This window comes from Secundilactobacillus collinoides DSM 20515 = JCM 1123, from assembly GCF_001435975.1.
Lineage (GTDB): Bacteria > Bacillota > Bacilli > Lactobacillales > Lactobacillaceae > Secundilactobacillus > Secundilactobacillus collinoides.
The window spans coordinates 134171-160486 of sequence record NZ_AYYR01000009.1 but is presented as its reverse complement, the minus strand read 5'-3'; the positions used below and the strand labels follow the sequence as shown (position 1 = coordinate 160486).

Annotated in this window: 21 protein-coding genes and 1 pseudogene; 15 read left to right on the top strand and 7 right to left on the bottom strand. The window is 49.3% G+C overall.

What is annotated here, in order from left to right; translation table 11 throughout:
* Positions 1–24 precede the first annotated feature (24 nt).
* Positions 25–513 carry a MarR family winged helix-turn-helix transcriptional regulator gene (locus FC82_RS01625; protein WP_054760832.1) on the top strand — a complete coding sequence of 163 codons (489 nt, stop codon included), beginning with the start codon at positions 25–27 and terminating at the stop codon, positions 511–513.
* A 696-nt stretch (positions 514–1209) separates the two neighbouring features.
* On the top strand, positions 1210–1851 hold the full coding sequence (locus FC82_RS01620; protein WP_054760830.1) for an NAD(P)H-hydrate epimerase: 642 nt from the start codon (positions 1210–1212) through the stop codon (positions 1849–1851).
* A 128-nt stretch (positions 1852–1979) separates the two neighbouring features.
* Here the strand turns inward: FC82_RS01620 and FC82_RS01615 are convergent, their stop codons facing one another.
* From FC82_RS01615 to FC82_RS01605, 3 genes are all read right to left on the bottom strand, one after another.
* Positions 1980–2324 carry a hypothetical protein gene (locus FC82_RS01615; protein ID WP_054760828.1) on the bottom strand — a complete coding sequence of 115 codons (345 nt, stop codon included), beginning with the start codon at positions 2322–2324 and terminating at the stop codon, positions 1980–1982.
* A gap of 260 nt (positions 2325–2584) precedes the next feature.
* Positions 2585–3922: a M20 family metallopeptidase gene (locus FC82_RS01610; protein ID WP_054760826.1), complete on the bottom strand. Its 1338-nt coding sequence runs from the start codon at positions 3920–3922 to the stop codon at positions 2585–2587.
* Between the two features lie 32 nt (positions 3923–3954).
* Entirely contained in the window at positions 3955–5475 is a 1521-nt protein-coding gene (locus tag FC82_RS01605) for a YfcC family protein (protein ID WP_054760824.1), read from the bottom strand.
* Between the two features lie 568 nt (positions 5476–6043).
* Between FC82_RS01605 and FC82_RS01600 the strand changes: the two genes are divergently transcribed.
* From FC82_RS01600 to FC82_RS01590, 3 genes are all read left to right on the top strand, one after another.
* Complete coding sequence (locus FC82_RS01600) at positions 6044–6607, top strand: M15 family metallopeptidase (protein WP_054760822.1); 564 nt, start codon at positions 6044–6046, stop codon at positions 6605–6607.
* Positions 6608–6691: 84 nt separating this feature from the next.
* On the top strand, positions 6692–8560 hold the full coding sequence (locus FC82_RS01595; protein WP_054760819.1) for an FAD/NAD(P)-binding protein: 1869 nt from the start codon (positions 6692–6694) through the stop codon (positions 8558–8560).
* 119 nt (positions 8561–8679) lie between these two features.
* Positions 8680–10089 carry an MFS transporter gene (locus tag FC82_RS01590; RefSeq protein WP_054760817.1) on the top strand — a complete coding sequence of 470 codons (1410 nt, stop codon included), beginning with the start codon at positions 8680–8682 and terminating at the stop codon, positions 10087–10089.
* A 182-nt stretch (positions 10090–10271) separates the two neighbouring features.
* On the opposite strand, the gene FC82_RS01585 is transcribed toward FC82_RS01590, so the two are convergent.
* On the bottom strand, positions 10272–11789 hold the full coding sequence (locus tag FC82_RS01585) for a YfcC family protein (RefSeq protein ID WP_054760815.1): 1518 nt from the start codon (positions 11787–11789) through the stop codon (positions 10272–10274).
* 442 nt (positions 11790–12231) lie between these two features.
* Between FC82_RS01585 and FC82_RS01580 the strand changes: the two genes are divergently transcribed.
* Both FC82_RS01580 and FC82_RS01575 read left to right on the top strand, forming a co-directional pair.
* Complete coding sequence (locus FC82_RS01580; protein ID WP_235809149.1) at positions 12232–13290, top strand: sensor histidine kinase; 1059 nt, start codon at positions 12232–12234, stop codon at positions 13288–13290.
* Positions 13283–13936, top strand: coding sequence for a response regulator (locus FC82_RS01575; RefSeq protein WP_054760813.1), 654 nt, complete (start codon positions 13283–13285; stop codon positions 13934–13936). Before FC82_RS01580 ends, FC82_RS01575 begins: the two co-directional genes overlap by 8 nt.
* A 168-nt stretch (positions 13937–14104) precedes the next feature.
* Here the strand turns inward: FC82_RS01575 and FC82_RS01570 are convergent, their stop codons facing one another.
* The gene (locus FC82_RS01570; protein ID WP_054760811.1) at positions 14105–15004 is read right to left on the bottom strand and encodes a helix-turn-helix domain-containing protein; all 900 of its coding nucleotides are present in this window, start codon (positions 15002–15004) and stop codon (positions 14105–14107) included.
* 11 nt (positions 15005–15015) lie between these two features.
* Entirely contained in the window at positions 15016–15342 is a 327-nt protein-coding gene (locus FC82_RS01565) for a metal-sulfur cluster assembly factor (protein ID WP_054760891.1), read from the bottom strand.
* A 290-nt stretch (positions 15343–15632) separates the two neighbouring features.
* On the opposite strand from FC82_RS01565, the gene FC82_RS01560 reads away from it, so the two are divergent.
* From FC82_RS01560 to FC82_RS01540, 6 genes are all read left to right on the top strand, one after another.
* The gene (locus FC82_RS01560) at positions 15633–15860 is read left to right on the top strand and encodes a FeoA family protein (RefSeq protein WP_082620123.1); all 228 of its coding nucleotides are present in this window, start codon (positions 15633–15635) and stop codon (positions 15858–15860) included.
* A 1-nt stretch (position 15861) separates the two neighbouring features.
* On the top strand, positions 15862–17850 hold the full coding sequence (gene feoB / locus FC82_RS01555) for a ferrous iron transport protein B (RefSeq protein WP_056996022.1): 1989 nt from the start codon (positions 15862–15864) through the stop codon (positions 17848–17850).
* A gap of 12 nt (positions 17851–17862) precedes the next feature.
* On the top strand, positions 17863–18018 hold the full coding sequence (locus tag FC82_RS16665; protein WP_153020950.1) for a FeoB-associated Cys-rich membrane protein: 156 nt from the start codon (positions 17863–17865) through the stop codon (positions 18016–18018).
* A gap of 489 nt (positions 18019–18507) precedes the next feature.
* On the top strand, positions 18508–19740 hold the full coding sequence (locus FC82_RS01550) for an FAD-dependent oxidoreductase (protein ID WP_056996021.1): 1233 nt from the start codon (positions 18508–18510) through the stop codon (positions 19738–19740).
* The gene (gene preA / locus FC82_RS01545) at positions 19740–21011 is read left to right on the top strand and encodes an NAD-dependent dihydropyrimidine dehydrogenase subunit PreA (protein WP_054760807.1); all 1272 of its coding nucleotides are present in this window, start codon (positions 19740–19742) and stop codon (positions 21009–21011) included. Before FC82_RS01550 ends, preA begins: the two co-directional genes overlap by 1 nt.
* A gap of 470 nt (positions 21012–21481) precedes the next feature.
* The gene (locus tag FC82_RS01540) at positions 21482–22045 is read left to right on the top strand and encodes a DUF1097 domain-containing protein (protein WP_056996020.1); all 564 of its coding nucleotides are present in this window, start codon (positions 21482–21484) and stop codon (positions 22043–22045) included.
* An 854-nt stretch (positions 22046–22899) separates the two neighbouring features.
* Here the strand turns inward: FC82_RS01540 and FC82_RS01535 are convergent.
* A complete protein-coding gene (locus tag FC82_RS01535; RefSeq protein WP_338057136.1) occupies positions 22900–23448 on the bottom strand; it encodes an LVIS_2131 family protein in 549 nt (182 codons plus the stop codon).
* A 472-nt stretch (positions 23449–23920) separates the two neighbouring features.
* On the opposite strand from FC82_RS01535, the pseudogene FC82_RS01525 reads away from it, so the two are divergent.
* Positions 23921–24829 (top strand): annotated as a pseudogene (locus FC82_RS01525) (linear amide C-N hydrolase).
* A 316-nt stretch (positions 24830–25145) separates the two neighbouring features.
* Positions 25146–25619: a C40 family peptidase gene (locus tag FC82_RS01520; protein ID WP_056996018.1), complete on the top strand. Its 474-nt coding sequence runs from the start codon at positions 25146–25148 to the stop codon at positions 25617–25619.
* The last annotated feature ends 697 nt before the right edge of the window (positions 25620–26316 follow it).

Genomic DNA, 26316 nt, shown 5'->3' with positions numbered 1-26316 from the left:
ATAGGGGATTGAGGTGAACGCGTAATGGACAAGTCCGGAAATGATTATTTAACACTATCCACATACAACGCAATTTTGCACCGTCAACTGCAACGGGATATGAATCAATTACTTGTGCGGGATAAACTACCAGTCAACATTACTGAAATGTATCTGATGGTGCTTGTTTTGGAAAGTCAGCCGATCAGTCAGCGGCGCGCAGCCACCACTTTGGCGGTTGACGAAGGGTTGATGACGCGGATGGTCAAACATCTGACATCACTCAGCCTCATCAATAAAGCCAGTGCCGACCGCGATAAACGGGTCAAGGAACTGACGCTGACCGCTGAAGGAAAGAAACTGTTGGACCATGCACTCAAGCAGTTCAACGACTGGTGGGAATCCTTTGCCGGTGACCTTGAGCACATCGACATCAACCGCCTCGGAAACGAACTCTTCGACATCTCAAAAGTCGTCCTGTCCGACCGCCATCAAACACCACTGGAGAATGATCAGGCGGAGCGTTTGAAATAAGAGAGAGTGGAACAAACCGGTTAAAGACTGGAGCAGAAGCGGCCTATTTTATAAAATCCTGGGCTTGGATTTTGTAAAATAGGCCGCTTCTGTGCAAGTCTTTGGTTTGTGGAACTCGTTTCCACTCGGTTGCCTAGAAAGCGCAGTTTTGAAATTTAGCATACTTGACTAATCACAGGGAAGAGTGGAAGGAAGCGGTTTGAGACCAGAACGTAAGCACAATTAGTGAGAAATCCCGACCTTGGATTTCTCACTAATTGCGCTTACGTGGCCGGTCTCTGCTTCCTGGAACTCGTTTCCACTCGGTTGCCTAGAAAGAGTAGCTATGAAATTTTTCTCCTCCACTGATTGTAGAAAATAGCGTGGAACAAACCGGTTAAAGACTGGAGCAGAAGCGGACTATTTTATAAAATCCCGGGCTTGGATTTTGTAAAATAGTCCGCTTCTGTGCAAGTCTTTGGTTTGTGGAACTCGTTTCCACTCGGTCGCCTAGAAAGAATAGTCCGCTTCTGTGCAAGTCTTTGGTTTGTGGGTGCCTTTCGGAATGCCACTGACACTTTTCTTAATTCTTGGCATTATTTCGGAAGGTAATCAGTACCCCGTTCAATTTTGCCCCCTTTGCCAACTTAATCATTGCATTTTCTCGAAATTGGCTTACGGTATAGTTGTAGAAAAATTCACAAAGGACGTGATTCCATGACAAATAGTATTTCCGTTGCGGACGCTCGGCGTGGGGATTCGCACACCATTCAAGAAATTGGAATTCCTTCATTGGTACTGATGGAGCGTGCCGCTTTAGGTGCTGCTAACCGGTTGTTGACCGGCGATTATGATCTGACCAACGTGTTGGTATTTGCCGGCACTGGTAATAACGGCGGCGACGGCATTGCAATTGCGCGCTTACTGCACGTACGCGGTGCAAAGGTCACCGTGATGCTGACAGGCGACCGGGCCAAAGCTTCCACCGAAACGACTCAGCAGCTTAAAATTATCGACTACTATAAGATTCCGGTCATTCCCGCTGACATCAACCTTGGCGACTACACCACCATCGTAGACGCCATCTTCGGCATCGGCCTTGACCGCCCAGTTGAAGGGAAGTTTGCGACCTGGATCAACGCCATCAACGGCAGCACTGCCAAAGTTTTCAGCGTCGACGTGCCATCCGGTTTAAACGCCGACACCGGTGAACCGCAGGGGGCGACGGTGAAAGCCGATGCCACCAGCAGCTTTGCCTACAGTAAGAAAGGCTTTGATACGGCAGTCGGCAAGCAGTATACCGGGACACTGTTTGTTGAAGATATTGGCGTATATTTGCATGATAAGTATGAGGGATGATGTATAAAGAAAAAGGTGTTAGCGCCAGCTCATCGAAATTTCGATAAAGCCGGCGCTAACACCTTGTTACTTCTACCGTTGTTTACAGTTAGCATCGATCCGCATGCATTTTAATAACGGCGCATCACTCACCACACACTGACAGTCTTGACTTTCCAAACAAACGGCATCTGTTTTTCTACGACGACCCCAGCAGTTCGATCCCCTAACTGGGCAACGTAGTATGACATGTCACTGTTGCCGCCCTGCGCGTCAGATAAATCTGAAACACGAGCCTTTTCTGGGAGCGCTTCAAGATAGCGTACCGTTTTGGCGTTGACAGCAACGTTCTTAAATTTCGTCAGTTTATGCTGCGATACTAACTGATCAGTTTGTTCGATCACTGCCAATTTTTCTGGCACGTCATTAAAGAAACCGACACCGGCGACAAAAATAACAACTAACACCGCAATTAACCCAAGATGACGTTTCATGTTGAAGCCCCCCACTTCAAATTCGTTACGTTAAGTGTAACCGATGATGGGCCGTGATGCGATAGGGTTTACAAAACGTTAACTTGATTGTTACCAATTCATAACCACTATGAAATACTTTGTTTTTTCTGTATCAAAAAAGCAACGCGAGAGACGATCGCGTTGCTTTTTTATTCGGCTTAATGCCGCTTCATTTTTCCGATAGTCCTCATATGTTACAGCGGCACAAGTTTGAAATGCGTTTTGTTACGAATATACTGCTACTCGCCAACAATTTCGTTAACAGCTTCCGCATAAATGTCCATGGCTTTGAACATGCTGGCCAGTTCCCACTGTTCGTTGACTTGGTGCATATAGTCCGGCACGTCTGGCAACATGGCACCGAAGGCAACGCACTGGTTCATGGTCCGCGCGTATGTTGCACCACCAGATACTTGTGGTTGCGTATCGTCACCGGTGAGCTTTTTGTAAACGTGCATCAGGGTTTTAACAAGTTCGCTATCCTTAGGCACATACAGCGGTGCCAGATAATCGAAGTGCTCGTAAGTCAGTCCGTATTCGCTGACCTTTTTACTCAATTGGTCGATCAGCGCGTCATGGTCAATGGTGACCGGAATCCGGATATCGATCTGCATCCGTGTCTCCTTGGCGTTGATCTCGAGGCTGGAAATGTTAAACGTCAGGTGACCAGAGGCTTCATCTTTCACATCACCCAGCACATTTGTTCCGGTGGCGTCCTCCTTAAACAGTTTGCCGATAAAAGCCAACTGCGGGTTGTCAGGGAATACTTTGGCAAGGGCCATGCCTAAACGCAATACTGCATTCGTCCCCTGCGGTGCTAACATGGCATGCACCGATTTGCCCAAAACAGTGATACCGTCGCCGGTCGATTCGTATTTGAAGCCGAGTTCGTCCAATGCCGTTTTAACTTCGGCCACTTTGGGGCCATCGTAGAATGCCTTGGCAGGCACCGCATTGAAAGCGGACTTGGCAGACACAGTCAGTTCAGTTGAGCCGGGTCCAACCAGGTAGGATTGCTGCAACCCCTTTTCAGCGTATGTCACTGGGAATTCAGAATCAGGTGCGATCCCATGGGTAATGGGTTCTTCCTTCTGGTTATAAACGGCGATGCCGCGCCAAAGCGTTTCTTCATCCGTCCCGAAGATAAACCGAACCCGCTCGGTAAAGTGGACACCAGCATCCATCAGGGCCTTAACGGCAAACAACGCCGCCATCGAGGGTCCTTTATCATCCTGCGCACCCCGACCGATGATTTTTCCATCGGTAACCGTGGCTGTAAACGGATCCGTGTCCCAGTCAGATGGGTCGCCAGCCGGCACCACGTCCACGTGGCCGATCAGACCAAAAATATCCTTACCTTCACCCACTTCGGCATAACCGTAGTAGCCATCTGGGTCTTCATAGGTCTTAAACCCAAGTTCTCCGCAGATGGCCATGATCTCATCCAGTGCCAAACGGATGCCCTTGCCAAACGGCGCACCAGGGGCAGCCTCTGCCAAAACAGAATTCTTGCTGATCATTCGTTTTAAAGCCGCCACGGCGGCCTCTTGATGTTGTTTCGTTACATATTTAGTCATGTGACATCCTCCTTAATATCGTTTCATACAACTTACAAGATTGCTAAAATGCCTAAGAAGACGCAGGTCACGATGAACAGTAACACCATGAGCTTGGCGATCCACTTCCACCAGGTGCTGATGTTCACGTGAGCAATGGCAAGCGCGCCCATGACGACACCAGACGTTGGCGTAATCAGGTTCACCCACCCGGACGCTGCCTGATAGGCGGTCACAACGGTGCTGCCCGCAACGCCGGCAAACTTGCCCATCGGACCGATAATGCCCATGGTGGCCGCAGCCAGTCCGGACGTTGACGGAATCAGGAAGGACATCGGAATGTAGAAAATGTAGGTCAAAATGATGAAGACGCTTTGTGACAGCCCCTTCAACCCCATTTCACCCCAGTGCAGCACGGTGTCGGTGATCAAACCATCGTTCATGACAACTTGAATTCCACGGGCGACTGCCACAATAATGGCTACGCTCAGAAAGTCTGCCATGCCACCCATAAAGGCGTCGATAAAATCGGTTTCCTTCATGTGATAAACGAACATGATCACAATGGACATAAACAGGAACAGCATCGTGATTTCGCTAAAGTACCACGACCCTAGCGGCACGATATCGTGTCCTACTAGGTTGCCCAAGAATGGAATACCCGTCAGCCACTTGGTAAAATTGTTAAAAATCGTCCATTTTGAGTTAATGGTGTCCCAGGGTACCAAGCCCGCGATCATTAGCACAAACGTCAGCCCAAACAGCCATAAAACAGCCTTTTGACGACCCGTCATCTGAATGTTTTCCTCACCGCTCGGAATCGTAAATCGTTTACGATCCTCATCACGCTGGTCATACAGCAGCGACTTGGTAGGGTCCTTCTCAATTTTCGAGGCGTAGTGGTAGGTGTACCAAATGCTGACACCGACAACGAGGATCAGCAGAATGAACCGCGGCATCAACCCATCACCCATTGAAATGTGCAGCGTTTGGGAAGCCACGCCGGTTGCGAACGGGTTCACTGTCGAAGCGAGACACCCCACCTGGGTCCCAACCAGGGCAATTGATATCGCGACTAACGAATCGAAACCAACCCCGATCATGACGGGAATCAGAAGCGGGTAAAACGCGATGGTCTCTTCCGCCATCCCATAGGTCGAACCGCCCAACGCGAACAGGCACATGAGAATCGGAATCAGGAGCTTTTCTTTGCCCTTGTACTTGCGGACAACGGTGCCAATACCGTCATCCAACGCTTTTGTTTTGTTGACAACGCCCAGGAATCCCCCAATGACCAGGATAAACAGGGAAACGGGAATGGCGCCCTCAGTCTTCCCTTCACCGACCATCCCATTAACGGGAGCCATCATGACATCCCAGATTCCCTGAGGATTGGCCTTGACCGTTCTATAGGTGTGGGCAATGATGTTACCCGCCTTATCCGTTGAATACTGACCAGCCGGAATCAGCCAGGTTAAAATAGCAACCACAATGATAATGAAAAATAGAATCGTAAACGCGGACGGCATTTTGAACCGCCGTCTCGGTTTAGGCTGTGTGTTTGGTGCTTCCATGACACTCATCTCCTTACGACTAAAGTTACCTTCAGTTTAGCGTACCGAGATTAAGTCATTATGAATTTTTTGATATTCTTGTGCTGTATTGAACGAGTGAGTATTTGAACCGGTCTAGTGCATATTGCCCATTTTGAACGTTTGATGAGATTCCCGTCATATTGCTTGGACTTGTCTACGAAACCGGTTACAATATCATCATGGTTGTCTTGAAGACCGTGGTGCCTTTTTAACTAGATTACCGATAAACATGCAAAGTCAGCGGTTCCTGTTGCATCAGTGTTTTACACATCAGAGACTAGCAGGCGCTGTTTACGGTGCGGGTCCCTTGATCCTGATGACACTCTGTTATGAGAAAATCAGCAGCTAATTGGTATAGTTATGAACATATCCCATAAAATTTGCATAATTGTGAATTGTATTTGCATGTTTATTCTTAATTTGTTTAAAGCAGTTTACGTATTATCGTTTGCTGACCCAACGATTACTTTTATTATGAAAATCGTTGCCATTTTTCTCTCATAATCGCCTATACTTAGTTTAACTATAACCTTAGGAGGGTTCTGCCATGCCAGAAAAAGATCCTGATTTCATGAATGTTCAAGATGTCGACCCTGACATCATCGTTGATTTGAAGTACGCCACCACCGACAATTTCACCGGTAAGGTCATCTACGACTTCACCACCGCCGTTTCTCGAACCGGCACCGTCAAGAAACTCGGCGTTGCCAGCCAACTCTTAAAGGAACAGGGCTACCGACTCAAAATTTGGGATGCGTTTCGTCCGGTGACCGCCCAGCAAAAATTGTTTAACGTGGTCTCCGACACGCGCTGGGTTGCTAAACCGAACCCGAACTTCTCCCACCAAAAGGGTGTTACGTTTGATCTTACCCTCACCGACCTGGCCGGCAACGAGATCCCCATGCAATCCGGTTTCGACGACTTCACCGGCAAAGCTGTCCGCGACTATCCGCGCACTGATGAGCAGGAAAAGTACTACCAAATTCTTCTCCAAGCCATGACCCAGGCCGGCTTTGTCGGCTACGACGGTGAATGGTGGGACTACCGTGATTCCGACATGGACAGCTACGGCCCTAAACAGGTTGATTCAAACCTTTACGCCCACGATTAAAGTAGCCTAAACTTTCCGCTTCGTTCCGCCGGTTCAAGGCACGCATCCTCATTACCGTCATTATTCCTGAAAGGAGGCCCAACCATGAATATTACTATCGTTGGTGCCGGTCCTCGTGGCATCACTGCTCTTGGCCGGCTGCTTGCCTGGCAGCATCGCGATCCCGTGCAGCCGCTTACCGTGACGCTTGTTGACGCTTTTCCCGTTGGCGGACATGTTTGGCGGACTGACCAGTCACACCTGTTAATAATGAATACGCCGGCGCAACAGATCACCGTGTTTGCGGACGCCTCCGTTCAGATGGCGGGACCGGAGCGCCTAACAGGACCGGACTTAGCGACTTGGGCAGCGACTGATGCTGCCAGGACGTTTATCCAGCAGCACGATTATCGTCATCAGGAAGCCTTTTTAAACGATGTTGCGCACCTTGGTTCTGACGATTATGCGCCCCGTTCGCTGTTTGGGGTCTACTTGCAGTGGGCGCTGGCGAATATGACGGCGAATCTGCCCGCCGGCTTTCAATTGATTCAAAAGCAAGCAACGGTGGCCAGCGCCAAACGCACTTCAGAGGGTCACTGGCTGCTGCGAACCGATTCCGAGCAATGGCCTGCCGACCGCCTCATTTTGACCACCGGCCACTATTTAAGCGCCCCGTCGCCAGAACAGCAACAGTTTGCCGATTTTGCGACAACGCACCATGCGGTTTACGTCCCCCAGCAATTCCCCGGTGACGCTGATTTCAGTGCTGTTCACCCTGGGGAGCCCGTGATCATACGTGGTCTCGGTCTCAGTTTTTACGACTACGTCACGCTGCTGACTAGTGGCCGTGGCGGCACCTTTCATCGGGGTGCGAACGGGCTGTTAAGCTATCAGGCTTCGGGAAGGGAACCGCAGATTATCGCCGGCTCTCGCCGCGGCTTTCCGTATTACCCGAAAGGCGTGAATCAGAAACGCTACGGTGAACAGGTTCAGCCGCAGTTTCTGACGGCGGAACGATTGGCTCAGTATTCACCAGAACGGCCGCTGCCGACAGCGCAACTTCGCGACTGGCTGCAGGCTGAGGTCAACTATGTCTACTACTCGCGACTGATTGCTGACCGTTACCCTGAAAGCGACTTGGCACAGTTTCAACACCAGTTCGTGGCCGCCGGCGGTTCCGCAAAAGTGCTTGACCAATACGCATTTACCGCTGACGATCGTTTAAACTGGTCGCAATTGACGCACCCCGCTGAACAGCTGCCAGACACTGCGAGTCAGATCCGCTACCTGGACACACTGATCACCGATGCTAAACGCGGCACCAAGACTGGCCCGCTCACAAGTGCCTTGGAATCGCTCCGGGACCTGCGGGAAGTCATCCGCCGCATCACCGAAACCGACCTGCTCACGCCGGACGATTACCTGAATTATCTGCTGCGCGATTACACACCGCTGCAGGATTTCTTAGCTGTCGGCCCACCCGTGATCCGGGTTGAACAACTGCGGGCACTGCTGGCTGCCGGCATTGTGCGTTTACTAGGCCCCGGGATGGCTGTATCAACAACAGATGTAGTGTTTTCGGTGACGTCCCAGACAACGGATTCTCCGCTGAAAAGCCGCGTCCTGGTTGAGGCCAGAACACCGGCCATCGACGTTAACGTGAGCACTGATCCGCTCATCGAACAGTTGTTAACCACCCAAATTGCTCGCCCGGACCGCCGCCAACTCAGAAATGGTGAGTCATTTGCCACCCACGCGCTATCGATCGACCCGCGGACCGACCGACTGTTGGACGACACCGGGCAACCGTTGAACACCATTTACGCCTTTGGGATTCCGACTGAGGGGAGACACTGGATGACCGGCCTTAGTCCGCGTCCCGGGGTCAACGATGGTAACCTGCGTGCCGCCGACCGCATTGCGCAGCAGATTATGACTGGTCAACACGATTTTCAGGATTACCTCGTCAATTAATATTAAAGATCAAACACTTGTCTGATATTTGGACAGGTGTTTTTATCTGCCCGTTTTGTTGTACATTTGCTTATAAAGCATATAATGAACACATTATTAATTTTAGGGGGGGTAGCGTGTTGAAGCAACGCTCACAATGGATTCTTTTACTCGCAACGTCAATGGTGTCGTTTATGTCGACCATCGACGCTGGTATCGTCAACATCGCAGTTCCGCAAATTTCACGTGACCTCAGCGTACCCATGAACGAGGCCGAATGGGTCGTTTCTGTTTACCTCGTTCTCATTTGTGTGTTACTGATTTTCTTTGGTAAACTGTCGGATCAAATCGGCCGCATCCGCCTGTTTCAAACGGGTACGATCATCTTTATTCTCGGGTCACTGGGTTGTGGTTTAAGCACAACCTTGCCGCTTTTAATGGCTGCGCGAGTCCTGCAGGCTCTCGGCGCATCCATGACCATGGCAACGAATTTCGCTATCATTACACAAATTTTTCCGCCGGCGCGCCACGGCACTGCGCTTGGTGTTAACAGTGCGTTTGTCCAACTAGGAAGTATCGCTGGGCCCGGACTTGGCGGGTTGATTCTCGCTGCTTTTTCCTGGCACTATATCTTCTTCATTAACGTACCCATTGGCATCATCGCCTTTCTGTTTGGCCACCACATCTTTCCGAAACAGCCAAATGAAAAGCATCAGGTGGTCATCGATTGGCCAGGCTATTTAACCTACGCGGCAGCCACGATCAGTTTCTTTATCGCCATCTACTGGGGTCAAGCAATCGGGTTCACAAAGCCGCAAATTCTTGGTTTATTTGTGCTCACCCTGGTGCTGGTTTGGCTGTTTATCCGCATCGAAAATCACGTGGATGAGCCGCTTTTGAACCTCAACATTTTCAAAAACGCCGGCTTCACCATCGGCGTTCTCACCGCCATGATGGTCTTTGCCTGCAGCTACTTTAACAACATGATCATGCCCTTTTACCTGCAGGAGACCCTGCACTATTCATCTGCGATCGCCGGCATCATCCTCATGGCCGTGCCAATCATCAACATCTTCAGCGCCCCTGTCGGCGGGATTATCAGTGACCGAATCGGCGCTGAAAAAGTTTCCCTGATTGCTTTGGTGCTCTTCTTGATTCCAGAACTGATCTTCGTCACAGTCAAACCAGCGTGGTCCATCATCTGGCTGATTGTTGGACTGGGCATGTTTGGGCTGGCAAACGGAACCTTCCAAAACAACCCAATGATCATGGGCAATGCTGGTAAAGAATTCCAGGGCATCGCCGGATCCATTGCCGCGCTGGCCCGCAACTTCGGTATGTCCATCGGCCTCTCTCTGGCAACGTCCTTGCTGTACTTCGGTATCAGCTTAAAGGGCGGCCGCCACATCACCGCCTACCCGACGGCACACCCAGAGTGGTTCGTGTCGGGGATGCACTTCGCCTATTTGTGGGCATTGGGCATTATCGTGATTGCGCTGGTACTGATCGTGACCCTGGTAAGGCGTCAAAGTACCAAACAAAACAGCTAGGGTCGCTCCTCATGCGAAACGACCATATCAATGCGGCCGTTTCACCGACCGCCCCTGCCCGCTGAGTGGGAACCACCCAGTTTATTTTGAGGTCTCAACACAGTCTTGATAACAAAAGTGCTCCCGATAACCAGCTCTCAGTCTAGTTATCGCGGGGCACTTTGTCGTTTCACCTCAAAGGCCTAAAGAATTGCCAGCACCCCAAGGTATACGCAGGTCACGATGAACAGTATCACCATGAGTTTTGCGATCCATTTCCACCAGGTACTGATGTTCACGTGGGCAATGGCTAACGCCCCCATCACAACACCGGATGTCGGCGTGATCAGGTTCACCCAGCCGGAAGCCGCTTGGTACGCAGTGATAACAACGTCGCCGCCGACACCTGCGAACTTGCCCATCGGCCCGATGATGCCCATGGTCGCTGAAGCAAGCCCGGAAGTGGATGGAATCAGGAAGGACATTGGAATGTAGAAAATGTACGTGATGATGATGAAGACACTCTCGGACAGCCCCTTCAGACCCATTTCACCCCAGTGCAGTACGGTGTCGGTGATCATGCCGTCGTTCATGACCACTTGGATTCCCCGGGCAACGGCCACGATAATGGCCACGCTCAGGAAATCGGCCATACCACCGATAAACGCGTTAATGAAATCAGTCTCTTTCATCTTGTAAACAAACATGATAACCACTGCCATTAACAGGAACAGCATCGTGATTTCACTGAAGTACCAGTCGCCCAGCGGTACCATGTCGCTTCCCAGCAGGTTGCCCAGCACTGGAATACCGCTCAGCCACTTGGTTGCTGATTCAAAGAAGGTCCAGCCGGTGTTAATGGAAGCCCAAGGTACCAAGCCGACGATCATAATCACAAAGGTTGCCCCAAACAGCCAAAGCACGCCCTTCTGCCGTCCGCTCATCTTCACGTTATCCGCGTCACTATCGATAGCGAACCGTTTCAGATCTTCGTCACGTTGAGAAAATACCAGTGATTTGCTGGGATCCTTCTCAATTTTTGATGCGTACCGGTACACGTACCAGATACTGATGAGTACCACGATCACCAACAGAATCAGCCGTGGGAACAGCCCCTGACCCATAGACACGTCTAACGTTTGGGAGGCCACACCGGTCGCAAACGGGTTCACAGTCGAGGCCAAACAGCCGACCTGCGAACCCACCAGCACGATGGCCACCGCAACTAGTGAATCGAAACCCACGCCGATCATAACCGGAATCAGCAGTGGATAGAACGCAATGGTTTCTTCTGCCATACCGTAAGTCGAACCACCCAGTGCGAACAGAAACATCAGCACTGGAATCAGGGCTTTTTCCTTACCCTTATATTTACGAACAACGGCGCCAATGCCGTCATCCAACGCTTTCGTGCGGTTAACCACACCCAGAAAACCCCCGATAACCAGAATAAATAGCGAGATTGAGATGGCACCCTCGGTTTTGTCGTTCCCGACCATACCGTAGACGGGCGCCATGAAGATGTCCCAAATACCTTGCGGGTTTGCTGTAACCAATTTGTAGGTGTGTGCAATGATATTGCCTGCCTTATCGGTTGAATAAGCTCCCGCTGGAATGATCCAGGTTAGAATTGCAACAAGGCCGATGATGAGAAATAAAATAGTAAACGCTGACGGCATCTTAAACCGCCGTTTATTAGGTTTTGTGTTCGGTGTTTGCATGATACTCATCTCCTTTTTATAACCTATCATTAGTTTATTCCTAAGATTTTAATAAGATATGAAGAAAGTTTGACTTTTTTGTACATTTTTTCATTATCTGTTGGGGAGCAAATCATCCGGCTGTTTGATGGCAAAAAAACGCTCATTATTAATTTCATTTCCAATGATTTTGGCGATGTGAAAGAATAGAAATCGCTTACACAATCTGCAACATGTGTTATAATAATGACTAATATAATAGGTGTTTTATTTTGATTTTTTGGACTGCCTCCCCATCTTTGTGAACATACAAACTTGGGTAACAACGCGTTTTAATTTGGAAAATGGCTCCTAGGTAAAACGTTGCACCGGAGTACGCTTAATACCTCCCCAGTCTGATGCACACCCTTAATTCAGGCGACCACCTCACGTCCGAGCCCAGTTAAGAAGGAAGGTTTTTTGATTGGAAACGAAACTTACAAATTCAATGACTGATTTAATGACAACTTACTTTGAAAACGCACCGGTGGCCATCATGTTGTTTCAGGATGATGATCTGATTCTCAGCAACCGGCAGGCGCAGTGTCTGCACGACCACCTGCACTTTGATCCGCGATACTTGATTCAAATGGCTCAGGCCGCAGCAAAGGATCGAAACGCATCAAGAATTGGCTGCAGCGACTGTGCCGTTTGTCAGGTACTAAACGAATTTTCTATGCCCGTCCTCTGCGGCGATGAACAAGAAAGCGGCTACTACATGGTCTATAAACTGCTGGATGATGAGCAGGCACTTTCCTCGCTTACATTAAAAAACCAGGCAGCCATCGACCACGTTCGAACGCTCGCCGACCATGAACGCAATAAACAAACGGCGATGCACGCCAGCGAGCTCGAGCGCAAACGGATTTCCGCCGACCTCCATGACAACATCGCACAGGGCGTTTATTCTGCCATTATGGGTGTCAAACATCTTTCCAGCTGTCCGCTGTCTGAACCCGAGCTCAAGACCCGAACCCTGGCGATTGCCGACGAGCTCAAAAACACACTGGTTGAAGTGAAGGATATGGCACTGGATGTGCGGCCATCCGTTCTGGATCAATTCGGTTTATTTGCGGCGTTAAAAACGCTGGCAAAACGGTTGCAGACTAACTCAGGCGTCGCTATCTCGGTGCTTGGGAACGCGCACCCGGAGGAACTGCCAAGACCCGTTCAAAGCGCACTTTACCGGGTGGCGCAGGAGGCCATGAACAACACGCTGAAACACGCTAACGCAACCGAAATCGATGTATTGCTGATTGAGCACGACCACTTCATTACCCTGCAAGTCATTGACGATGGCGACGGGTTTAACGTTTCAGAGCACCAAGCATTCAACGGCCATTCACTAGGCCTTCACGACATGAACGACCGCATTAAGTCACTGAACGGGATTTTTGACCTGCAGTCGGACCCGCAAGTTGGGACAACGATCACGGTGAAGTTTCCCGTTCAAACTAACAAGGGAAGTTTTCAGCATGTATAACGTCTTGATTGCCGACGACCACGCTGTTGTGCGGTCGGGGCTGAAATTTCTAATTGATCAGATGCCGGGCTATCAGGTGGTTGCTGAAGCCGCCACGGGAAACGACGTCTTCATCCGCGTGGGCCACGGCGACATTGACATCGTTGTGATGGACCTGAGTATGCCGCCGGGTGAAAACGGCCTGTTAACGACTAAACGCATTCAGGCCCAGTACCCGGAAATTCTGATTCTGATCTTATCGATGCACGGTGAAGAAGAATACGTCGACAAATCGATTGAATACGGCGCGGTTGGCTATGTTCTGAAAAGCTCGCCAGACAGCGAGATCACCAACGCGCTGAAAACGATTGTCACCGGCAAGCACTACGTTGATGAAAACGTCATTTTGCTGAAGTCGGATATCAAAGAGATCACAGCGGACGGTTCCAACACTAATTTGTGGGGTCACAACGCCCTGTCAAAACGGGAAAGAGAAGTCATGCCGCTGGTCGCGATCGGCTACAGTAATAAGGAAGTCGCCGCAAAGTTGAACATTTCGACTAAAACCGTGGAGGCTCATAAGGCCAGCATCATGCGCAAATTGGACCTTAATTCGCATGTTGATTTGGTACGTTATGCGATTCATCATAAGATGATTGAGTTCTAGCTATTGTTACACATTGTGTTTGATGGTTTCCGGCTACAGACAAGATTGCCGTTACATGACGCAATTCGGCACGCGTCACGTGCAGCTCAAAACCTCAAAAAGCACCCACCGCAAAGTTTGCGATGGGTGCTTTTACATAGTTATTCCTATTTTAAAAATGAACTGCACTTAAGCCAACGAAGAATAATCCTCCCGCAGCTTTTTAAACGCACAGTTAAGTGCTGCCACCTTGACTTCAATCACCTGATTCTGATTAATTCGTGCAAACGCCAGTGTTTCGCTAATCAACCGCTGAATCAGTGCCGGGTCCTTTTGCTGAGCTAACGCGTTCTGGGTGGCCTGAAATTTCAACCGCGGCAGATAGTATGTGACGCGTTTTTCTGAACACAGATGCACACCGGCATCGATCAGGTGATTGCTTAACCGGTAGTTCCCCTGGCTAGCATAGAATTCAGCCGTAAAGAATATCAGTGTCAGCATGCGCAAAAATCCTTTGTCATCGTTCGTTTTCAGGGCATCTTGATGGGTCTTGATATACTGGTTAACTTTCTCAAAGTAGAAAGTGGCCTGTTTTATTTCTTGGCGTCGGGCGCTCATGACGCCGGATCCCAGAAATGCCAACTGGGTAAAGATGGTTTGGTGCCGTTCGTCCAGGTCGTTTAAAATCTGCGAAAAATCAAACAAGATCTTGTCCGGCTGCTGGTTGATCAACGCGTTGCCCAACCCGCGCAGGTAACAGAACTGCATCTTGTCAGGAATCGCGTCAATGTCGTTTAGCTGGAGCGTATTCAGTCGTTTGATCGCGTCCGGGTAGTTTTCGGTCATCAGGTCACGCTCAATCGTGTCCAAGACCGTGTGCAATTCAGACACGGTAGCGGCGCCTTCCTGGTACAGATCATCCACCGTCATGCCTAAGCGAACACAGAGTTTGCTGAGAATGGCCAGCGACGGGACCCGATTTTGGTTTTCAAACTTACTCAAGGTCGCCTGCGTACAGATACCGTGACACAGTTTGCACTGGGAGATCTTAAGTGCTTTTCGGCGACTCACAAAGAGGTCGATTTTCATTTCAGCACCTCCTATTCATGAATGCCTAGCGCAACTTTAGCGTAGCGACTCATTCGGCTGAGGTCCCAAACAGGTTCCCAGACGAGGTCAATTTTACAACTGGTAATGCCGACAACGGATTCGGCAGCCTTGGTGATGGCATCGTTGAGGATGTCACCGATCGGGCAGCCCATGGTTGTCAGCGTCATCGTGATTTGGCATGCACCATCCGTGACTGTCACGCCGTAAATCAGTCCCAGGTTCACCATGTCGATGCCAAGTTCCGGGTCAAGCACCTCAGACAAGGCGTCCATGACGTCGTTTTCGAGTTTGGTAGGTTCTTTTAGTTGTTCTGCCATCATTTTCATCCCTTCTGGTGAGTGACCACCAATAAATTGGTATAGGTGAAATTTCCAGTTCATTTTTGTAAAATAAACGGCTTTTATCAAATTAATTTCACTAACTTTTTATATTAAAAATACCCCGACAAAGAAACTCATAATCGCGATATGTAAGTGTCTAATGACATTATAGCCTACTATTAAGTTCAAAAACATTAGGCCACTCCCTAATATATGTGAATTAAATTACATGATAAACTAGAACCATAATAACTCGAAATCATAAATTGGAAAGGTGTGATGATCTGATGCAATTAAACTACGCTGCGCTGACTTACCCTGTCGTGACGGTTCATCAAATGACGACGCTGGACACCCAAACCGCCCAACGATTGCACAGTTTGGGTATTCAACCCGGCAGTCAACTAACCGTGGTGCGCAAGTATCCGTTTCACGGGCCAGTGATCATCACGGTAGACCAGCAAAAGATCGGCATCCGCTACGCCATTTTCCAAGCCCTGTTAGGAGGTCAGTGATATGCCAACCGTTGCCCTGCTTGGTAACCCGAACACCGGGAAAACGACATTGTTTAACGAGCTTACCGACACTTACGCCTACGTGGAAAACTGGGATGGCGTCACCGTGGAAAAGAAGCTGGGGCGCATCAAGCACTCAGAAATCGTGGTGGTCGACCTGCCGGGCATCTACTCACTGAACCCGCTGACCAAGGACGAGGCGGTGGCCGTGAACTACCTGCTGAATGACGTTCCCGACCTGATACTAAACGTCACGAATGCCAGCCAATTGAAACGCAATCTGCTGTTGTCGCTGGAGGTGCTGGAATTTGGCCAGCCGGTGGTGTTAGCCCTCAATATGATTGACGATCTGACCCGCAGCGGGATACGTTACGATCTCGATGTGTTGGCTGACCGGTTGGGCTGTCAGGTCCGAGCGACGAACGCACGTAAGAAAACCGGGCTGGCACAGTTGAAGACAGAATTGTTAGCTGAACAACGTCAGCCCGCGGCGCCATTAGTCCTGCCCTACCCGCGACCAGTTAGCGATGCCGTGCAAACCGCCGTGACTGCCCTTGTCGCTGACTTCGAGCTGACACCGCAATTTGCACGCTGGCTCGCGATTCAATATATGAACAAAAATCAAACCGTTCGCCGCCACGTTGCCGATTGCGGCCTAACACCACTGACAGAAAACCAGGTCAGCTACGACCGGCAGCACTTCGACGACCAGATTTTTAATACCCGTTTGACCTTCATTGAACGGACTATAACAGAGGCAACACAGTATCTCAACACCAGCCATGACGCAAATCTGACGGCCAAATTGGACCGCTGGATCACCCACCCAATACTGGGATTGCCGGTTTTTGTCGGCATCTTCTACCTGATGTTTAAACTGTCATTCGACTGGGTCGGGACACCGCTATCAAACGCGCTGGACGCCCTGTTGAGCGGCCCGGTATCAACGACTGCGGCCAACCTGCTGACCAGTATCGGCACCCTGCCGTTTCTGAAATCACTGATCGTCAACGGCATCATTGCTGGCGTTGGCGGCGTGCTCACGTTTATGCCGCAGATTTTCGTCCTGTTTGCCTGTATCTCAGTATTAGAAGATTCCGGCTACATGGCGCGAGCCGCGTTAGTGACCGACCGAATCATGCAGGTCATCGGCCTCAACGGCAAGGCGTTCATTCCGCTAATTATCGGGTTTGGCTGTAACGTGACCGGCATTTTCTCGGCCCGAACAATTGAGCAGCCAAAGGAACGGCTGGTAACCACGCTGATCTCGCCATTTATGAGTTGTTCGGCGCGGCTGCCGATCTACAGCCTGTTTGTCACCGCATTTTTTCCGCATAATCAGGCGGTGATTGTGCTATCACTGTATTTTCTGGGTATTATCATCGCGCTGGTGATGGCCAAACTCTACCAGTGGCTGTTTCGCATCAAGGAAAGTTCAGTTTTCATTGTTGAACTGCCCAAATATCACCTGCCGCGACTGGACATCATAGCCATGGGGACCTGGGATAAAGGCAAAGGGTTTGTCAAAAAGGCCGGTACCATCATTTTTGCCGGCACCGTGCTGATCTGGTTGCTATCAAACCTGGGTCCAACTGGTATCGTCACAAATATCAACCAGAGTTTCGCGGCCATGGTCGGTCAAGTGATGCTGCCGGTGTTCAAACCCATGGGCATCACCGCCTGGCAACCGATCAGCGCCTTGCTGACGGGCGTACTGGCAAAGGAAGTAATCAGTTCCAGCATGATTGTCATGTTCCATCTCGCTGGACAGACGAGTCTGATTGCCACGTTTGGCGGGTTGTTCACACCGCTTTCGGCCTACTGTATTTTGGTCTTCATTCTAATTTATGCGCCATGTTTCGCAACGCTGGCTGCCATCAAATCAGAAACGGGATCACTGAAATGGGCCGCGTATTCGCTGGTATCCAACACCCTGATAGCCTATGTAATTGCGGTCGGCATCTATCAACTAGGTGCCCTGTTCATTTAAGGAGTGAGTCTCATGCAACTACTGATCAACCTGCTGATAACCGCTGCCATTATTGGTCTGGCCGGCTGGGAAATCTTTCATCACCTGCAAAAAGCACGTCAGGGCAATTGTCCAGCGTGTGATTGCGGGTGTGCACTCAAACGACAGGCAACACGAAAGCAGCATTAATAAGTGACTAAAAAACAACTCGGGCGCAATCGCTCTGAGTTGTTTTTTTATTCACGATGGTTGTCTGAGCAGGCTTAAGGAATGTTTTTTATACCCGCCATTTTATGCCAAAACAATATAACCTTTTTGGACCTTTTTTGAAAAAATTGCAGCCACGCTCAGGAAAACAATACCGGTGACCGCCACAACGGCATTGTGTTTCGCGACCACTTCAAAACCATTAGGGCATCCCCTTACGTTTGCCAAGAAATCGTGTAACACGGTTATATAATATTTTATATAAATCACCGAAAAACGCGTTAAATCAGCGATTCAAGGCTGGCCTTTTTTGGCAGAATAGCCGTTTCCTGATAATCTAAAACTTGTAAAAAACGTGTGAAGAACATCACAGTCTTATGCCTGTAATCATCCCAAATGAAGGTGTTCCAAGCACGCTGTTTAGTCACTCAAGTGTCACAAAACTCTCAAGATAAGCGAGGAATGATTCCTATGAGTAAAAAGTACGAAACAGAGACGCCCAGCTACACCATGACGACTGTGATGGAAGAAGCTGCGCGTTGCCTGCTCTGTCACGATGCCCCTTGTTCTCAGGCGTGCCCAGCCCACACCGATCCCGGCAAGTTCATCCGCAGTGTCCGGTTCCGCAACGTTAAAGGGGCCGCTGAAACCATCCGTGAAAACAACGCCCTGGGTGCCATCTGTGCCCGCGTTTGCCCAACTGAAAAATACTGTGAACTGGCCTGCTCACGGACCGGCATTGACAGTCCCATCGACATTGGCGGGATTCAACGCTATGTGACCGATTTTGAACAACAAGCCAAGATGGACATCCTGAAAAAGGGTGACAGCAACGGCAAGACCATCGCCATCGTTGGTAGCGGTCCAGCCGGGTTGCAAACCGCCACCACGATGCTGGAACGCGGCTACGCAGTCGATATCTACGAAAAGAGCGAAAAGGCCGGCGGTTATCTGACTTACGGGATTCCTGAATACCGTTTGCCACAAGACATCGTTGACTTTGAAATTAAGCGGATCGTCAACCTCGGGGCTGACATTCACTACAACGTCACCGTTGGTAAGGACATCACGATGGATGACCTGAAGGCTAACCACGATGCCGTTGTTGTCGCCGTTGGTGCCAGCGAAGCCAAATCATTGTCGATCTTCGCCGGCAACGATTACGTTGAATCCGCTGTTGACTTCCTAGCGCGTGTTAAAGACGCTAAGGGTGACATCACCGACGTGCCTCAAAACGCCGTTGTTATCGGCGGTGGCGACGTGGCCATGGATGTGGCCACCACGCTCAAGCGTCTCGATGCCAAAAACGTTACCGACGTCGCTTACGAAGAGTTCGACGAATTCCGTGCTTCTAAGAAGGAACTCGAAGGTACCCGTAAAGCGGGCGTTACTATCGTTGACGGTTACGTACCAAGCGCCGTTGATGATAACGTTGTAACCTTCAAGCACCGGAAGATCGACAGCGAACTTAAGATCAAGGCTGACAAGATCATCTTGGCCATCGGTCAACAAATCAACGCCGACAACCTGGGAATCAACATCGAACGCGGGGTTGTCCCATACGTTGGTTACAAGACTGAAGATCCAAAAGTTTACATTACTGGCGACATTGCGAAGGGCGACCAGACCGTTGTTTGGGCAGTTCGTAAAGGTAAGAAAGTTGCCGACTTAGTTGACCAAACGTTGTTAGGGGGTACCAAATAATGATTGATAAAGACTTATCCGTAGACTTCATGGGGGTCCACTTCGAAAACCCCTTCCTGCTGTCCTCATCACCCGTTGGTAACTGTTATGACATGTGTGCCAAAGCGTTTGACGAAGGTTGGGGCGGGGTCGTTTTCAAGACCATCGGACCAAAGCACTTCAAGATCGACGAAGTATCACCGCGGTTTGACGAACTGACAAAGGAGGGCACCCCCTTCGTTGGTTTCAAAAACATGGAGCAGATTGCCGAACATCCGCTTGAGGAAAACCTGCACGATCTCAAGAAACTGAAGGAAAACTATCCTGATAAAATCGTTGTGGCTTCCATCATGGGGACCAACGAAGAAGACTGGGAAGAATTAGCCCAACTCGTAACCGAAGCCAAAGCGGACATGATTGAAATGAACCTTTCGTGCCCACAAATGACGTCCCACGAAATGGGTTCTGACGTCGGAACCAACCCAGAACTTGTTAAGAAGTACTGTGCCGCCGTTAAACGCGGTTCTGACCTGCCGATGATGGCCAAAATGACACCAAACATCACCGACATGGTACCGGCCGCCAAAGCAAGTATGGATGGCGGTGCTGATGGGATCGCCACCATCAACACGGTGAAATCGATTTCCAACATCGACCTGGACAAGAAGGTTGCTTTACCAATCGTTAACGGAAAATCATCCATCTCCGGTTTCTCAGGAAAAGCTGTTAAACCAATTGCCCTGCGTTTCATCCAACAATTACGGACCGCAGCCGGGATGGAACTCCTGCCAATCTCTGGAATTGGTGGTATCGAAACTTGGCAAGACGCGGCAGAATTCATTCTGTTAGGTGCCACGACGCTTCAGGTCACAACCTCTGTGATGCAGTACGGTTACCGGATCGTTGAAGACATGAAGAACGGCTTAATGCATTACATGGAAGAACAACACGTTGACCACCTATCCGACCTGATTGGGTTAGCCACCAAGAACATTGTGCCCGCCGAAGACCTCGACCGGGACTACAAAGTTTACCCAAAGATCGACTGGGACAAGTGTATAGGCTGTGGCCGTTGCTACATCTCCTGTTTCGATGGTGCGCACCAAGCCATCACCTGGGACGAAGAAAAGCGCCGGCCTTCAGTCAACATCAACCGTTGTGTCGGTTGTCAACTCTGTAACCTGGTCTGCCCAGTGGGCGCCATTACCACTGGCGAGAAGGTCATGAAACCAGGCCGGCAAGGTAAGGCAGAGGATAAGCAAGTGGACTCATCACGGTTGACCCACTTCTAATCCGCTACTGTTTCGAAGATGGTTAGAACTCACCATGAGGCTGGTCCTGGCAGGTTGCTGTTTGGGACCGGCCTCATGTGACGTCTGGCTTAACGCAGTTTGTCGTCATCCCACCAGTTTTGGGGCGTCTGTTACCGCCAAAGAATGAGCCGAGGAGCGCTAATACTCGATTCGAGGCGAATCGGCACTTCATTGACTCATTCAACACAACAGTGACCCCCTTAGCGTTTGGTAAAAAATCATACAATAGCGGCTAACAAACGGTGGTCTGAGATTCAAGCAAACAGCAGTTTGAATAACCGACCAACAGAACCAACTAGGCGTTAAAGTCAGCAGGGCTGCCAAGCATGATCTTCGTAAAAATTGCTATGTCACAAATCACCATGATATCATCGTTTTTCACTGGTCTTTAGCGGTGGATTACGCACGTCTTTGCGGAATTCGCCACTTTCAGTAAAGGAGCAAGTATCATGAAAATTAGTAAAAAAGTTTGGTTTGATTCGATCGGCGTTGGCCTGTTTACCATCGTTTACAGTCTGATCATGAGCGGATTCTCCCTTTGGATGGGATCCGCAGCCTTTATCGCCGTGTCCTACTTCTTTGGAGCGGGATTCCCCAAAGATAAAATTTGGAACATTCTCTGCAGTTTTGCGTTAGGCATTGTTTGGGGACTGATTGCCTTTCGCCTGCTCCATGTGCCAAGTATTTCAGGCCTGATTGCATCTTCCGTGATGTTTGGCATCATGACCTTCATTGTCTTATTCCTACAAGGAACCATTATGAAATTCACCATGGTCCCCGCCTGGCTGATTGCTTGGGGGACCACCATGCTGATTCTGTCCAACATCACCATTCACAGCTGGGGACTGTTTGTATTTCAGCTCTATGCCTGCATGGTACTCGGAATCTTTGTGATCGGATACTTCTCGGACTACTTCAATAAAGTGATGTTCCGCCTCTTCCCCGAAAAGGATGATTGCGATAAGAATTCCGATGGCAAAGAGTCGGATAACATGGCCGATCATCAAGCATAGGCTTTCCTTTAGAAAAGTGTTTTCGGCGCAAAAAGAAGAGTTTTTAAGACCTGTCATGAGCGGTGGCAGGTCTTTTACTTGTCGTCGTCAAGTGACTGTTATAACGCGGTTTATTGCTGTTTGAAAGGCTTAAAATCACAAGCCGTTTTCGTTTAGTTCCTCGGTTACATCAGTTATAATGGTCTCAAGATGGTTGTTACCCCAACCCCAACATACTAAGCACACGGCGACCCTATACCGTTATTCAACAACCGTCCAAATCCCCCAGTTGTATTCACTAAAACCGGGAACCATAAACATTTTGTGGCGACTGAGCCTGGCTTGGTCGTTTTTTGTTGTCGGTGAACGCCATTTTGAATGTGACTGCTGTTTTTTTTGCGGGATAGTGCGGATTTTTCGGGTGCTAGTGATATTTCATGGCGTCATTTAGCAGTGCGTTACAATAACTTGAGTGAATTGAAAAAGACCGAAGCAGCCCTTTTGTTGGGTGCTTCGGTCTTTGATTTTTGGTGCTGATTTTTCTTTTTGGCAGGGTTTTCTTTCCCTCTATAGCCGAAACGCGTTCCAGAAGGCAAGGGGCTACTGCGTAAGCAACTCTGGCAAAAACTCCAAGTTCGGGAATTTGCTTTCTCCCCTCTATAGCCTAAACGCGTTCCAGAAGGCAAGGGGCTACTGCGTAAGCAACTCTGGCAAAAATTCCAAAATCGGGATTTTGCTTTCTCCCCTCTATAGCCTAAACGCGTTCCAGAAGGCAGGGGGCTACTGCGTAAGCAACTCTGGCAAAAATTCCAAGTTCGGGAATTTCTGCCAGAGTTGCTTACGCTCCGCCCCTAAACGCCTTCTTCCACGCTCTGCTACTGTTCCTCCGCACTCAGATCTGTTTGCTTAATGAATGAGTGGTCTGGGATTCTGATTAAAGTAAAGCGGTTGGCTAGACGGCCTGCGTGTAGGCCGATGCCGTTTAGGAAGTCTTTTTTGTAGGTGGTTTCGACCACGCCGACCCATGCTTTTTGATACTTGGTGTCGTAATTGCTGAGTTTTTTCTTATTCCACTTGTACGCACTGGCCGTCACGTTGATTGGGTCCTTGCCGCCGGAAATGGTTGCATCCAGGCTTGATACCTCGTCTGTTTCGCCTTCCGTTGTGTACTTGTAGACTTGGACCGGTTTGCGGCCCTTCCCCGTTCTGACAGTAACGTATGTCGATCGGGCAGCACTAGTTGTGTCCAGTACCAACGGTTTAAATTGATACGCCACCGTTACCCGACTGGTGTTAAGCTTGCTGACGTCTTGGAAGAATGTCGCGTAGCTCATCCCCCATAGTGCAAGCAAAAAAATGACAAATTCAATTGTTGATTTCGTTAAGTTCTGTGCAGAAAACGACTTCTTTTCAGTGACAATCAATTTAAGTCATCTGACCCGCATATCATGCACCATCCACACAAGATAAATCAGCAGGAGCAGCCATAGCCCCATTCCAATTAGATTCCAAGCTGATTTCATAAGCCACAATTCCCTTCTACTCAATGTGATGACACACACACAACACTTTAATATTAGATTAAAGGAAGCGATTGCTAAAAACAAGTGTTTAGTCGCAATTCTTTTGGGGTAATTCGTTGTACTAGCAAGCTTCGACAGGCATTTATTAACTGGGGTCAATCGTGCAATTAGAACGCCATTTACGTGGAAACCAGCATCTCAGCAAAGGGGCTAGGTAAAATGTCCCATAAACGACGATAGTGCCCTCAATCGACCGTAATCGCGCCAATTTTTCGATAAGCTTTCCGTACGAAAAAGATGAACGGGTTGTGTTACAGTATTGATTGACTAAATAATTGTTTTTCTATTATATAGAAGAAAGCAGGCGAACGTCTTGTGTACGAGTTTGACCCTCACAGCAGCAGATCACACAACCATTCTGGCACGAACGATGGATTTTCCAAACGTTGATCCGTGGTCGCCGACGAAATTACCCGCCGGTACACCGTGGCAACCGATTCTGGGAGATTCTCAAACGACGCAGTTCAACATCGTGGGTGCCAGTCGTCACTTGGATGGACATTACCTGTTCGGCGATGGTCTTAACGCGGCTGGGCTGTCTTGTGCCGAATTATACTTACCAGGACGCGTTCAGTATTACGATGACCCGCAGGCGGCAAAAACGAATTTAACGCCACAGGACTTCATTTTATGAGTGCTGAGCGGACATACAACGGTGGCGGAAGTGCTGGCTGACTTGCCACGGGTTGCGCTGGTTGCTCACGTCTGGTACGTTGAGCATAAAGTTTACCCGTTTCACTGGGTTCTGGCCGACGCCACCGGTGCCACTGCTTACATCGAGCCGACCACGCGACAGTTGACGGCAACTGCTAACCCGATCCAGGTCATGACAAATACGCCGACGCTTGCCGCCCACTATGACAATCTGGCAAAGGTTCTGCAGGTCCCAGATACGAAACAAAGCACCCTCTCCAAGGCCGCTGAAGACTGGTTGAATGCCAGTATGCCGCTTCCCGAGGGGCCGATTCCAACAAACCGGTTCGTGCGAACGGCCATCAATCGGCTTGGGCATCCGCAGCCAGTAACCGGAACCGATGCAGAGAACGCCGCGTTTGACTATCTCAAGCAAGTCGTCACGCCAAGGCAGGAAAACGGTCAACAAAAACCTAATCATAACTTTACCCACTACATCAGTTTCATGAATGTTTCAGCGCTCACCTATACGCACGTGCCTATCGAAACCATGAGAAGCCAGTCATTTTCCGTAGTGGATTTAACCTAAAAAAACGATTTTCAACCACTTTTTTTGAAAAAAAGTGGTTTTTTTATTGGCAAAACAGCGGTAAATCACGGCTTTGTCACATTTTTGAAATATTCGGTTCAGCACTGATACAGCAGTCCTGAACCAACCTTTCATTTTGCAAAACCCCTTTGAAATGACAAATCTTGTTTTTCTATTAATCTAATCGATAATGCGTTGCAACACTCTTGTAACGTGTGATTGATACACTAATAACCGTTCAATAAATAAACGAAAACGCAAAATAATAAAAAAAGAAATTGTAGATTAGAATTTAGATAAGGGGATTTTGTTAACTATGAAAAAGTTGTTTGTCAAACTTGCACTCACCGTAATTACTATCTTAGGCATCACCGTCGCTGCCGACACAATTGCACAGCCTCAAACCGCTAGTGCAAGCACGACCTCATACTCAAAGGTTTACAAAGTCGCCAAAGCACAACTTGGCAAGCGTTACAGTTACGGCTCAACCGGTCCTTCATCATTTGACTGCTCCGGCCTGACCTCATACGTTTACAAAAAGGGTGCCAAAATCACCACACCACGGACTGCCCAAGCTCAATACAACAAGTACAGCCACGTCAGCTACAAGAACATCAAAAAAGGCGACCTCGTCTTCTTCGGTAGCAGCGTCTTTGGCATCAGCCACGTTGGTCTGTACGTCGGCAGCGGCAAAATGATTGATGCTCAAAACCGCGGCGTTATCAGAGAATCCGTTAAGGCGCCATGGTGGCACTACGTTGGTTCTGCGCGCGTTACTTCATTAGATTAATTAAATTGATTGTTGATAGACACTTCACTTTTGTGGGGTGTCTTTTTGGTTTAATAATAAAAAAATTTCCAGTTGCGTTTTTAGTTGGATCGTTACGGGTGAAGACCACTGGGATCCACTCCCTGGTATTACACGCTGTTCGCTGTTCTTCTCCCTTGCTGAATTGTGTGCGCCTCGCTTGCTTAGTCTAAATGTACGTCACGGGGCAAAGATTTGCACCCTAGTGGACTTTGGCCTCTGTTCTTTATTCTTTACACTGTGCACCTCGCTTACCTAGCCTAAACGTGCGTCACGGAGCAAGGAGTTGCACTCTAGTGGACTTTGGCCTCTGTTCTTTATTCCTTACACTGTGCACCACGCTTACCTAGCCTAAACGTGCGTCACGGGGGCAAGGAGTTGCACCTAAGGGTCTTCGCCCGCAAAAGCCAGGATCGGGCTTTTCCGGACAAAGTCCCTTAGGCTCCACTCCTTAACCGCCCCTGGTTTTGCACTCTGCTTCGTCTTCTTCATTTCTCCAGACCCCAGCTGCATTGTGCACCTCGCTTGCCTTGCCTAAACGTGCGTCATGGGGCAAGGAGTTGCACCTAAGGGACTTCGCCCGCAAAAGCCAGGACCGGGCTTTTCCGGACAAAGTCCCTTAGGCTCCATTCCTTAACCGCCCCTGGTTTTGCACTCTTCCTTAAATCTCTTTAACGAT

Excerpts from the sequence above, each read along its gene's own strand:
- FC82_RS01560 (WP_082620123.1), top strand. The coding sequence starts at position 15,633 with ATGCAATTAAACTACGCTGCGCTGACTTACCCTGTCGTGACGGTTCAT.
- feoB (WP_056996022.1), top strand. The coding sequence starts at position 15,862 with ATGCCAACCGTTGCCCTGCTTGGTAACCCGAACACCGGGAAAACGACA.
- FC82_RS01615 (WP_054760828.1), bottom strand. The coding sequence starts at position 2,324 with ATGAAACGTCATCTTGGGTTAATTGCGGTGTTAGTTGTTATTTTTGTC.
- FC82_RS01550 (WP_056996021.1), top strand. The coding sequence starts at position 18,508 with ATGAGTAAAAAGTACGAAACAGAGACGCCCAGCTACACCATGACGACT.
- FC82_RS01600 (WP_054760822.1), top strand. The coding sequence starts at position 6,044 with ATGCCAGAAAAAGATCCTGATTTCATGAATGTTCAAGATGTCGACCCT.
- FC82_RS01625 (WP_054760832.1), top strand. The coding sequence starts at position 25 with ATGGACAAGTCCGGAAATGATTATTTAACACTATCCACATACAACGCA.
- FC82_RS01520 (WP_056996018.1), top strand. The coding sequence starts at position 25,146 with ATGAAAAAGTTGTTTGTCAAACTTGCACTCACCGTAATTACTATCTTA.
- preA (WP_054760807.1), top strand. The coding sequence starts at position 19,740 with ATGATTGATAAAGACTTATCCGTAGACTTCATGGGGGTCCACTTCGAA.
- FC82_RS01565 (WP_054760891.1), bottom strand. The coding sequence starts at position 15,342 with ATGGCAGAACAACTAAAAGAACCTACCAAACTCGAAAACGACGTCATG.
- FC82_RS01595 (WP_054760819.1), top strand. The coding sequence starts at position 6,692 with ATGAATATTACTATCGTTGGTGCCGGTCCTCGTGGCATCACTGCTCTT.
- FC82_RS01575 (WP_054760813.1), top strand. The coding sequence starts at position 13,283 with ATGTATAACGTCTTGATTGCCGACGACCACGCTGTTGTGCGGTCGGGG.
- FC82_RS01585 (WP_054760815.1), bottom strand. The coding sequence starts at position 11,789 with ATGCAAACACCGAACACAAAACCTAATAAACGGCGGTTTAAGATGCCG.
- FC82_RS01610 (WP_054760826.1), bottom strand. The coding sequence starts at position 3,922 with ATGACTAAATATGTAACGAAACAACATCAAGAGGCCGCCGTGGCGGCT.
- FC82_RS01570 (WP_054760811.1), bottom strand. The coding sequence starts at position 15,004 with ATGAAAATCGACCTCTTTGTGAGTCGCCGAAAAGCACTTAAGATCTCC.
- FC82_RS01605 (WP_054760824.1), bottom strand. The coding sequence starts at position 5,475 with ATGGAAGCACCAAACACACAGCCTAAACCGAGACGGCGGTTCAAAATG.
- FC82_RS16665 (WP_153020950.1), top strand. The coding sequence starts at position 17,863 with ATGCAACTACTGATCAACCTGCTGATAACCGCTGCCATTATTGGTCTG.
- FC82_RS01620 (WP_054760830.1), top strand. The coding sequence starts at position 1,210 with ATGACAAATAGTATTTCCGTTGCGGACGCTCGGCGTGGGGATTCGCAC.
- FC82_RS01540 (WP_056996020.1), top strand. The coding sequence starts at position 21,482 with ATGAAAATTAGTAAAAAAGTTTGGTTTGATTCGATCGGCGTTGGCCTG.